At 69.4% G+C, this 12,263-nt stretch carries 1 protein-coding gene (cut by both window edges); it reads right to left on the reverse strand.

All 12,263 nt of this window come from inside a single coding sequence — locus ACQPW1_RS44195, non-ribosomal peptide synthase/polyketide synthase, on the reverse strand. Of the gene's 43,899 coding nucleotides, 17,235 precede the window and 14,401 follow it; the stretch shown corresponds to coding positions 17,236–29,498 — codons 5,746 (complete) to 9,833 (partial); the first complete codon in reading order (the gene reads right to left) occupies positions 12,261–12,263. Both the start codon and the stop codon lie outside the window.

The raw sequence follows: 12,263 nt of genomic DNA on the forward strand, positions 1-12,263 counted from the left end.
TCGGCGACGAACACCGAGAGCATCGACGGCACGAAGTGCGCGGTGGTCACCTCTTGCTCGGTGATCACCTGGATCAGGTAGCCGGGATCGCGATGGCCGTCCGGCTTCGCGACGACCAGGCGCGCACCGATCTGCAAGGGCCAGAAGAACTCCCACACCGACACGTCGAAGGTGGCCGGGGTCTTCTGCAACACCACATCGGTGGTCTCCAGGCCGTATTCGGCCTGCATCCACACCAAACGGTTCACGATCGCGCCGTGGCTGACTGCCACACCCTTCGGGCGGCCGGTCGAACCGGAGGTGAAGATGACGTACGCGGTGTTCGACGGACGCAGCGGCGCACGACGATCCGCGTCGGTCACCGGTGCGTCGGAGTAGTCCGCCAGCGCGAGGCGATCGATCTCGACGGCAGGTGTCTTCCCTGCGTCGAACTCGTCACGCACGGTCGTCAGGACGCACACCGGCTGCGCCGTATCGAGCACGTAGTGGGTGCGGTCGGCCGGGTGATCCGGGTCCAGCGGCACATAGGCACCACCGGCGACGCTGACCGCGTACATGCCGACAACCAGATCGATCGACCGGCGCATACCCAGCGCCACCATCGAATCCGGTCCGACACCGAGCGTGATCAGTTGGCGCGCAAGACGATTCACCCTGGCCGAGAACTCGGCGTAGGACAGACTCGTCCCCTCGAACGTCACCGCGATCGCGTCCGGCGTCCGAGCGGCCTGCGCCTCGAACATCGACACCAGCGTCGCCGAATCGTCCACCGCGTGCGCGGTGTCGTTCCAGCGTGCGACCACCTGCGCGTGCTCGGCCGAATCCAGCAGCTCGACATCGCCGATCGCCACGGACGGATCCGCGACGACAGCGGTCAACAGGCGGACGAGGCGTTCCGCGACTCCGGCGATCGTGCCCGCGTCGAACATGTCCGTCGCGTAGGCGAATTCCGCGGTCATGCCGTCGGCGGCGCCTTCGACATCGAACCGGTCGGACAGGCTCAGGTGCAGATCGAACTTCGCCGTCACCACATCCAGGGGGACACCGGCGACCTCGAGGCCGGGCAGCTCGAACGAGGCTTCCCCGGTGTTCTGGAACGACAGCATCACCTGGAACAGCGGATGCCGCGCCTGTGAGCGGGCCGGGTTGAGGATCTCGACCAGCCGCTCGAACGGCAGGTCCGCGTGCCCGAAGGCGGCGAGGTCGCGGTCCTTGGTGTGCGCGACCAGGTCCGCGAACGGCGCCGCGGGGTCGACCTCGCTGCGCAGCACGAGGGTGTTGACGAACATGCCGATGGCGTCGTCGAGCACGGCCTCACCACGACCGGCCACGGCGGTGCCGATGGCGATGTCGTCGCTGCCGGACAACCGGGCGAGCAGCGCGGCGAACGCGGCGTGCACCACCATGAACAGGCTCGCGCCGTGTTCCCTGGCGAGCGCGTTGAGGTCGCGCAGCAGCTGTGCGTCGAGCGAGAACTCGTACACCCCACCGCGGTTCGACGCGACGGCGGGCCGCGAGCGGTCCGACGGCAGGTCGAGCTGGTCGGGCAGCCCGGCCAGGCTGCCGGACCAGTAGGCCACCTGCTGCGCGATCAGCGAGGCCGGATCGTCTTCGGAGCCAAGGGTTTCGCGCTGCCACAGCGCGTAGTCGGCGTACTGCACCGGCAGTGGTGGCCAGGCCGGGGCCTCGCCGCGCGAGCGGGCCGCGTAGGCGATCATCACGTCGCGGGCCAGCGGCCGGACCGACCAGCCGTCGCCGGAGATGTGGTGCACCACGAAGACCAGCACGTGGGTGTCCGGCTGCGAGCCGTCCATCGAGCCGGCGACCCGGAACAGCTGGGCCCGCACCGGCACCTCGGCGGTGACGTCGAAGCCGGTCAGCACCAATTCGCTGACCCGGTCCTGGATTTCGGTCTCGGACACTTCGATCGGGGTCAGCTCGATGGTTTCCTGCCCGGCGGGCAGCACCACCTGGACACCCTGGCCGTCGGCGGTCTCCGGGTAGACGGTGCGCAGCACCTCGTGCCGGTCGACCACGTCGGCGACGGCCTGGCGCAGCGCGTCGGTGTCGAGCGAGCCGGTGAGCCGGACCGCGAGGGGGATGTTGTTGACTGCCGAGTCGGTGTCGAACCGGTTGAGGAACCACATCCGCTGCTGCGAGAGCGACAACGGAATCCGGGCCGGACGCGGTCCCGCAACGAGTTCGCGGCGACGCCCGGTGCCCTGGTGGGCTTCCATCCGGGCGGCCAGCGCGGCGACGGTCGGCGCTTCGAACAGCATCCGCACCGGGACACGGGTGTCCAGTGCGGCGCCGAGGCGGGCGACCACCTGGGTCGCGATGAGCGAGTTGCCGCCCAATTCGAAGAAGTCGTCGTCGATGCCGACGGCGCGTTCGCCGTCGGCGCTGGTGAGCCCGAGCACCTCGGCGAAGGTGTTGGCCACGATCTCTTCGATCGGGGTGGACGGTGCGCGGAATTCCCTTGCCTCGAAGGCGGGTTCGGGCAGCGCGCGCCGATCCAGTTTGCCGTTCGGGTTGAGCGGCATGGCGTCGAGCACCACGAGCGCGGCGGGCACCATGTACGACGGCAGTCGGCTGCTCAGGTGGGTCCTGAGCTCGTCGACGTCCACCGTCGCGCCGCCGACCGGCACCACGTAGCCGACCAGCTGATCGCCGGTGTGCGCGTCCGAGCGCACCATGGCGACCGACTGGGCCACCGAATCGTGTGCGGCGAGGGCGGTTTCGATCTCGCCGAGCTCGATCCGCAGGCCGCGCAGCTTCACCTGGAAGTCGGTGCGGCCGATGTAGACGATGGCGCCGGTGTCGTCGCGGGTGACCAGGTCACCGGTGCGGTACATCCGGGCGCCCGCGGCACCGAACGGGTTGGCCACGAAGCGATCCGAGGTCAGGTCGGTGCGGCCGAAGTAGCCGCGCGCCAGCTGGGCGCCCGCGAGGTACAGCTCGCCCGCGACACCGGACGGGACCGGCTTGAGCCGGGCATCCAGCACGTAGGCCTGGGCATTCCACACCGGCAGACCGATGGGGACCGCGCCGGTCACGTCGGCGGCCACCGGGCCGTGCGTGGCGTGCACGGTGAATTCCGTTGGGCCGTAAAGGTTGTACAGCTCGGCAGAGCTCACCCGACGGATCGCGTCGACCGCATCGCCGGTGAACGCCTCACCGGCGATGAACAGCGTCCGCAGCGAGGCGAGAGCGTCGCTGCCACCGGTGACGTCGACGTTTCCGGCGAACACGGTGAGCATCGAGGGCACGAACGACGTCATAGTGACGCGTTCGGCGGCGATCACGTCCGCGAGGTACTGCGGATCGCGATGCCCGTCCGCGCTGGCCACCACGATGCGGCCACCGGTAGTCAGCGGGCCGAACAGCTCCCACACCGACACGTCGAAGGTGGCGGGCGTCTTGAACAGCACGATGTCGTCGGCACCGATGCCGTATTCGCCGGTGATCCAACGGATCTGGTTGACCACGGCGGCGTGCGGCACCGCGACGCCCTTGGGGCGACCGGTCGAGCCGGACGTGAAGATCACGTACGCCGGGTGCTCCGGCCGCAGCGGCGCGAGCCTGTCTGCGTCGGTGACCGGCTCGTCCGAGTAGCCGGACAGGTCCAGCTCATCGATCGACAGCGTGGTGCGCCCATTCGCGTCGAACGCGTCACGGGACGTGGTCAGCACGCACACCGGATCAGCCGAATCGAGCACGTAGTTCACTCGGTCGGCGGGCTGATCGAGGTCGAGCGGCACGTAACCGCCACCGGCCTCGTGCACGGCGTAGGCGGCGACCACGAGGTCGACCGAGCGCCGCAGTCCGAGAGCGACCAATGACTCCGGGCCGACACCGGCCTCGATCAGCTTGCGCGCCAGCCGGTGCACGCGGGCACCGAACTCGGCGTAGCTCAACGAGTTTCCGGTGGCAGGGTCGACCACGGCGACCGCATCCGGGGTGGCCTGTGCCTGAGCCCCGAACTCGGCGACCAAGGTGGTCGGCGCACCGAGATCACGCGCGGTGTCGTTCCACCCGCGCAACGCCTGCTCGGTCTCCCGCTCGTCCAGCAGCGCAATATCGCCGATCGGCCGATCCGGTTCCGCCGCGAGCGCACCGAGCAGGCGGTTGAACCGCTGCCCGAGCTCCGCCATCGTCGCCGCATCGAAAAGGTCCGTGGCGTAGATGAACTCGGCGGTGATACCCGCCGGAGCCGCACCCACACCATTGACCGCCGGGGTGGCGTTCTTCTCCGACAGCGTCAGCTGCAGATCGAACTTGGCTGTGTCGATCGGCAATTCGACGCCGCTGACCGTCAGGCCCGGCAGTTCGAGGCTGTTCTGGCCGAGGTTCTGGAACGACAGCAGCACCTGGAACAGCGGGTGCCGCGCCTGCGAGCGGGCCGGGTTCAGGATCTCGACCAGCCGCTCGAACGGCAGGTCCGCGTGCCCGAACGCGGCGATATCGGTGGCGCGCACCGTGCGCAGCAGGTCGGTGAACGTCGCACCGCTGTCGATCGGGGTGCGCAACACCAGGGTGTTGACGAACATGCCGATCAGGTCGTCGAGGGCACGCTCGCCGCGGCCCGCGACCGGGGTGCCGATGGCGATGTCGTCTTCGCCGGACAGGCGGGCCAGCAGCACCGCCAGGGCGGTGTGGGTGACCATGAACAGCGTCGCACCCCTGGTGCGGGCGAGTTCGGTGAGCCTGCCGTGGGTTTCGGCGTCGATCTCGAAGCTGTGCGTCGCGCCGCGACCGGACGCGACCGCGGGTCGCGGCCGGTCGGTGGGCAGGTCGAGCTGGTCGGGCAGCCCGGCCAGCGAGTTCGACCAGTACGCGATCTGCTGGGCGATCACCGATTCCGGATCGTCCTCGTCGCCGAGGACCGCGCGCTGCCACAGCGCGAAGTCGGCGTACTGGACTTCCAGTGGCCGCCAGGCGGGCTCGCCGCCCTCGACGCGGGCGCCGTAGGCGGTCATCACATCCCGGGTCAGCGGGCCCATGGAGAAGCCGTCGGCCGAGATGTGGTGCACCACCAGGGCCAGCACGTGCTCGGTCGGGCTGACCTCGAACAGCCTTGCCCGGAACGGCACCTCGGTGGTGACGTCGAAGGCGGTCAGCACCAGCTCGGAAAGCCGTTGCGGCAGTTCGGCTTCGGTGACCTCGAAGGGCGCGAGGTCCGGAATCACCTTGGCGGTCGGCACGGTCTGCTGATGCGCGGTGCCGTCGACCTCCGGGTAGAAGCTGCGCAGCGACTCGTGCCTGGCCAGCACGTCGGCGACCGCGATCTGCAGCGCCTGCCGGTCCAGCAGACCGGACAGCCGAACCGCGGCCGGGATGTTGTCCACGGCCGAGTCGGGGTCGAAGCGGTTGAGGAACCACATCCGCTGCTGCGCCAGCGACAGCGGCACCAGGTCGGGCCGCTGCTGCGGCGCCAGGGCCGCCCGGGCACCGGCACCGGTGTGCGTCTCGGCGCGGGCCGCGAGCGCGACCACCGAGGACGCCTCGAACAGTTCCCGGACACCGAGATCGGCGTCCAGCGCGGCCGACAGCCGCGCGGCGACCCGGGTGGCGGTCAGCGAGTTGCCGCCGAGCGCGAAGAAGTCGTCGTCCAGGCCGACCCGTTCCAGGCCGAGCACCTCGGCGAAGGTCGCCGCGACGATCTCCTCGACCGGCGTCGTCGGCGCGCGGAACACCGCGGCCTCGAAGACCGGCGCGGGCAGCGCCTTGCGGTCGAGCTTGCCGGAGGCGTTGAGCGGGAACTCGTCGAGCACGAGCACCACGGACGGCACCATGTACGCGGGCAACCGCTCCGCCAGGTCCTCGCGCAGCAGCTCGGTGTCCACCCGGACGTTCGGCGCGGGAATGACATAGGCGACGAGCTGATCGCCGGTGTGCTGGTCACCACGGACCACTACGACGGACTGGGCGACCTCGTCCAGCGCGGTCAGCGCGGTCTCGATCTCGCCGAGTTCGATGCGCAGACCACGCAGCTTGACCTGGAAGTCGGTGCGGCCCAAGTACTCCAGCTCACCGGCCGAGGTCCACGAGACCAGGTCACCGGTGCGGTACATCCGCTCACCGGTGGCGCCGTAGGGGTTGGCCACGAACCGATCACTGGTCAGATCCGGACGCGCGACGTACCCACGGGCCAGCTGGGTGCCCGCCAGATACAGCTCACCCGCAACACCCACCGGCACCGGACGCAAACGCGAATCCAGCACGTAGACCTGGGTGTTATATACCGGTGCACCGATCGGCACCGTATCGGTGTCGGTATCGATGACCTCATGGAAGGTGACGTCGACCGCGGCCTCGGTGGGGCCGTACAGGTTATGCAACGCCGCACCGGTCAGCTCACGCAAACGATGCGCAGGCTTGGGCGGCAATGCCTCACCGGAAGCAAACACCAAACGCAGCGAATCACAGTGTGCCGCAGCCGCATCGGCGACGAACACCGCGAGCATGGACGGCACGAAGTGCGTGACGGTGATCCGCTCGGCACTGATGATCTCGGCCAGATACGCCGGATCCCGATGCCCATCGGGCTTCGCGATAACCAGACGCGCGCCGATCTGCAAGGGCCAGAAGAACTCCCACACCGACACGTCAAAGGTGGCCGGAGTCTTCTGCAACACCGCATCGGTGGCGTCGAGCTCGTACGCAGACTGCATCCACACCAGACGGTTGACGATCGCCGCGTGCGAAACACCAACACCCTTGGGGCGACCGGTGGAACCGGACGTGAAGATCACGTAGGCGGTGTTCGACGGACGCAACGGCGCCCAGCGATCCGCATCGGTGATCGCCGCTTCGGACAGTCCGCTCAGATCGAGCAGATCGATCCGCACCTGCGCGGTATCGATATCGAGATCGCTACCGGAGGTCAGCACACACACCGGATCGGCCGTCGCCAGAATGTATTCCGTGCGCTCGGCCGGGTGATCCGGATCCAGCGGCACATACGCGCCACCGGCCACGGCGACCGCGTACATGCCGACGACGAGATCGATCGAGCGCCGCATACCCAGCGCCACATACGATTCCGCGCCGACACCGCGGGCGATCAGCCAGCGGGCCAGCTGATTCACCCGGCTGGCGAACTCGTCGTACGAGAGACTTGTCCCCTCGAAGCTCAGCGCGGTCGCGTCGGGCGTGCTCGCGGCCTGCTCGTAGAACTTCGAGACCAGCGTCGCGGCCGAATCCACCTCGTGCGCGGTGTCGTTCCAGCCGGACACCACGAGCTCGCGCTCCACGGTGTCGAGCAGCTCGATATCGCCCACCGGCACAGTGGGTTCGACGGTGATCGCGGTCAGCACCCGAATCAGGCGATCGGCGATCCGCCGCACGGTCTGCTCGTCGAACAGGTCGCGCAGGTAGCCCGCGCGAATCCGCAGCCGCGAATCCAGCTGGGCGATCAGCGTCAACGGGTAGTGCGTCGCGTCGGCCGCATCCAGGCCGACAACGGCCATACCGTCGATGTCCGAGGCCTGCGCCTGGAGACCCTCGGCATCCACCGGGTAGGACTCGAACACCACCAGCGTGTCGAACAGGCCACCGATGCCCGCGGCGGTCTGGATATCCGCGAGACCGACGTAGTGGTGATCGAGCAGATCCGCCTGCTCGCCCTGGGTCCGGGCCAGCAGCTGCTGCGCGGACTCCGCCGGGTCGAAGCGCACCCGCACCGGCACGGTGTTGATGAACAGGCCGACCATCGACTCCACGCCGGACAGATCCGCCGGACGTCCGGACACCGTGGTGCCGAACAGCACGTCGTCGCGACCGGTCATCCGGCCGATCAGGATGCCCCACGCGGTCTGCAGCACGGTGTTCGGCGTGACGCCGAGCGAGCCGGCCAGCGCGGTGAGCCGCGCGGTGGCGGTCTCGTCGAGCTCGAAGAAGTACTCGCCGGAGAGCGAGGTGATCTCGCGTCCGGCATCCGGGCGGGCCAGCAGCGTCGGCTCGGTGACGCCGCGCAGCGCGGTGGCCCAAGCGGCGACGGAGGCCGAATGATCCTGCTGCGCCGTCCATTCCAGGAAATGCCGGTAGGACCGCACGGCGGGCAGCACGCTGGTGTCCGCGTGTGCCGCGTAGAGCACCAGCAGGTCCTGCATGAGCAGCGGCATGGACCAGCCGTCGAGCAGGATGTGGTGGTTGGCCACCACGAACTGCCAGCGGTCGCGCGCCACCTGGATCAGCGTGAAGCGGATCAGCGGCGGCTCGGTCAGGTCGAAGCGCTTGGTCCGGTCCGCGGCGATGAGGTCGTCGCCGTTGCCCTGCTCGATCCGGTCGTGCTCGGACCAGGCGACCCGGACGCTGTCCAGGACCACCTGCACCGGGCTGCCGTCCCGATCGGTGACGAACGCGGTGCGCAGGTTCTCGTAGCGGTCCACCAAAGCCTGCGCGGCCGAACGCAACCGAGCCGCGTCCACCCGGCCGGTGAGGGTGAGCACTGCCTGCGCGGTGTACACGTCCACCGAGGTGGCGGCCAGCCTGGCGTGGAACAGCAGCCCCGCCTGCAGCGCGGACAGCGGCCAGATGTCGGCCAGGTTCGGGAAGCGCCGCTCCCAACCGTCGATATCGCCCTGTGTGCTGGGCACCAGCGCGAAGTCCGACGGTGTGTGTCCACCGGCGCCGGTCGAATTGGCGTGCCGGGCAACCGCTTCCAGCGCGGTCGTCCACAGCTCGCCGAACTCCCGGACGGCGGCAGCGTCGAGCAACGTCGACGGGTAGCCGATGTTCGCGGTCAGCTTGTCGCCGGTGACGATCGCGTTGATGTCCAGGGGCGCCATCGCGGGCATGTCCGGGTCGTAGGCCCCGCCCAGCGCGCCCAACTCGGCGGCCGGGATCCAGCCGAAGCCGCGCAGCGACTCGGGCACATCGCCCTCGGAGACACGGCCCAGGTAGTTGAAGCTCACCTGGCCCGGCAGTTCGACGGGCAGTTCGGCGGCGGTCTCCGGGTTCAGGTAGCGCAGCAGGCCGTAGCCGACACCCTTGTCGGGCACCGCGAGCAGCTGCTCCTTGATCGCCTTGACGGCCTGGCCGAGCGCGGGTCCACCGGCCAGCGCGGCATCGATGTCGATGCCGGACAGGTCGAAGCGAACCGGGAAGATCGCGGTGAACCAGCCGACCGTGCGGGACAGGTCCGCGCCGGGCACGACGTCTTCTTCGCGGCCGTGGCCCTCCAGGCGGATCAGCAGCGAATCGCCGCGGGCACCCGCCCTGCGCGCCCGCCACTTCGCGGTCGCCAGGGCCAGCGCGGTGAGCAGACCGTCGTTCACGCCGCCGTGGAAGAGCGCGGGCACCTTGGTCAGCAGCGCCTTGGTGACCTCGGCGGACACCTCGACCTGCAACTTCTCGATGACACCCGAGGTGTCGATCGCCGGGTCCATCGCCCGCTCGGTGAGCAGCGGATCGGCCGCGTCGACCACCGAACGCCAATGCTCCAGTTCCGCAACGCGTTCGGGACTGCGTGCCTCACGTTCGAGCCCGTGCGCCCAAGCCCGCATCGAAGTAGCCGGTGCCACCAGCTCGGGCTGCTGCCCCGCGGTGCGCTGACCCCAGGCCGCGACGAAGTCCGGCACCAGGATGCGCCAGGAGACACCGTCGACCACCAGGTGGTGACCGACGACGATCAACCGTCCGGCCCGCTCGCTGCTCGACGGCTCCAGCCAGACGAACCGAATGACAACGCCCGCAGCGGGATCCAGTCGATCCAGCGAGGAATCCAGTGCGGCGGCAGCGATCTCGACCAGCTCGGCATCGTCGACACCGGCATCGAAGGTGCGGTGATCGACCAACGCGTCCACGTCGATCGTTCCGGCAGCGGCGGTTTCGAGGATCCACTCCCCGTCGACCTCACGCAGGCTCGACCGCAGCATGTCGTGGCGGTCGATAACCGCGCCGACCGTCGCGACGATGCCCGCTCGATCGATGCCGACCGGCAGTTCCAGCGCGAGAGTCTGGTTGAACCGGCCGAACGAACCGCGCCGCTCCGCCATGAACCGCACGACCGGGGTCAGCGGCATCGAACCGACTCCCCCACCGGGCAACTCGGCAAGCACCACGGCCGAAGCCGCCGCGGTATCAGCGGTTCCGGCGACCGAAGCCAGCCCGGCCACGGTGCGCTGCTCGAAGACGTTGCGCGGGGTGAACACCACGCCGCGCGCCTTGGCCCGCGACACCAGCTGGATGGAGACGATGCTGTCGCCGCCCAGCGCGAAGAACGAATCGTCGACGCCGACCCGCTCCACGCCGAGCACCTCGGCGAAGACCTCGGCGATGGCCTGTTCGATCGGCGTGCGCGGCGCGCGGAACACGACCTCGGTCGCGAATACCGGCTCCGGCAACGCCTTTCGGTCCAGCTTGCCGACCGGGGTGAGCGGCACCCGGTCGATCACCATGATCGAGGACGGCACCATGTACGCGGGCAGCCGGTCCTCGACGTGTGCGGTCAGCGCCGCCACATCGATCGTCCGGCCCTGTGCCGCAACGACATAGGCCACCAGCGAGGTGGCACCGGCGGAACCCTTGTGCCCGACGGTGACCGCGAAGTCGACGTTCTCGTGCGCGGCCAGCGCCGCGTCGATCTCGCCGAGCTCGATGCGGAAACCACGCACCTTGACCTGGAAGTCGGACCGGCCGACGTACTCGACCTCGCCGGTACGGGTCCAGCGGACCACGTCACCCGTGCGATACATCCGCGCACCGGCGACATACGGATTCGCCACGAAACGATCGGCGGACAGCCCGGCGCGCGCGTGGTAGCCACGGGCCAGCTGAACACCCGACAGATAGAGCTCACCCGCGACACCCACCGGAACGGGCCGGAGCTGGGCGTCCAGGATCAGCGACTGCATGCCGCGGGTCGGGCCACCGATGGTGACCAGATCGCCCGGCGTCAGCGCGTCGCTGATGTTGGTCATGATCGTGGTCTCGGTCGGACCGTAACCGTTGTGGAAGCGTCGCCCGGAACCGTCGGCCGCGCCACCCCACTTGGTGACCAGGTCGGCCGGGACGGCCTCGCCACCGGCCACGATCACCCGCATGTCGGCCAGCGCGGCCGGGTCCAGCGAGGCGAGCACGGACGGGGTGATGAACGCGTGCGTGACGCGCTCGGTGCGGATCAGCTCGGCCAGCTCGTCGCCGCCGTACACGCCGGGCGGGCAGACCACCAGGGTGCCGCCGCGGCCGATCGCGAGCAGGAACTCCAGGATCGACGCGTCGAAGCTCGGCGACGCGAAATGCAGTGCGCGCGTGGACGAGTCGACGTCGTAGCGGGCGTTCTGCTCGTCCCGGAAGTTGGCGAGACCGGAGTGGGTGACCACCACGCCCTTCGGGACGCCGGTGGAGCCGGAGGTGTAGATGACGTAGGCCGGGTGTTCCGGGCGCACCGGCCGGACGCGGTCGGCATCGGTGATCGGGGCCGCGTCGACCGCGGTCAGATCCAGCTCGTCGAGCACCAGCCATTCGACCGAGTCGGGCAGGTCGGCCCGCACCGATGTCACGGTCAGGCCGATCGGCGAGCCCGAGTCGGTGACCATGTGCGCGATGCGATCGGCGGGGTAGCTCGGGTCGATCGGCACGAAGGCGGCACCGGACTTGGCGACCGACCATTCGGCGAAGTAGGAGTCGTCGGATCGCGGCACGGCGACCGCGACCAGATCCTCGGTGCCCAGGCCGCGCTCGATCAGCAAGCGGGCCAGGCGGTTCGAGCGTTCGTCGAGCTCGCCGTAGGACAGACTGCGCCCCTGGAACACCACCGCGGGTGCCGCAGGATCGATGGCGGCCGCCTCGGCGATCAGGTCCGGCAACGTCCGCGCCACCGTGGCCTGCGGGCCGGTGCGGGCGGTCAGGTCGGCCCGCTCTGCGGCATCGAGTACGTCGATCTGGCCGACCGCGATCGTCGGGTTGGCGGCAATGGCCTCCAGGACCCGCTGCCAGCGCTGCGCGATCTCAGCGGCGGTCGACTCGTCGAACAGCTCGGTGGCGTAGGTGAGCGCCAAAGCCATTCCGGCCGTGCCGGGTTCGCCCAGCTCGGACAGCGTGAACTGCAGGTCGAAGCGCGCCACGTTCTCTTCGAGATCGAGCGCGGACACCGAGAGCCCGGGCAGTTCGAGGCTGGTGCGGTCCAGGTTCTGGAAGGCCAGCATCACCTGGAACAGCGGGTTGCGCGCCTGCGAGCGTTCCGGTGCGAGCAGTTCCACCAGGCGCTCGAACGGCACGTCGGCATTGCCGTACGCGTCCAGGTCGGTGCGCCGCAC

The sequence above is a fragment of the Nocardia sp. CA-128927 genome (assembly GCF_050955855.1).
Lineage (GTDB): Bacteria > Actinomycetota > Actinomycetes > Mycobacteriales > Mycobacteriaceae > Nocardia.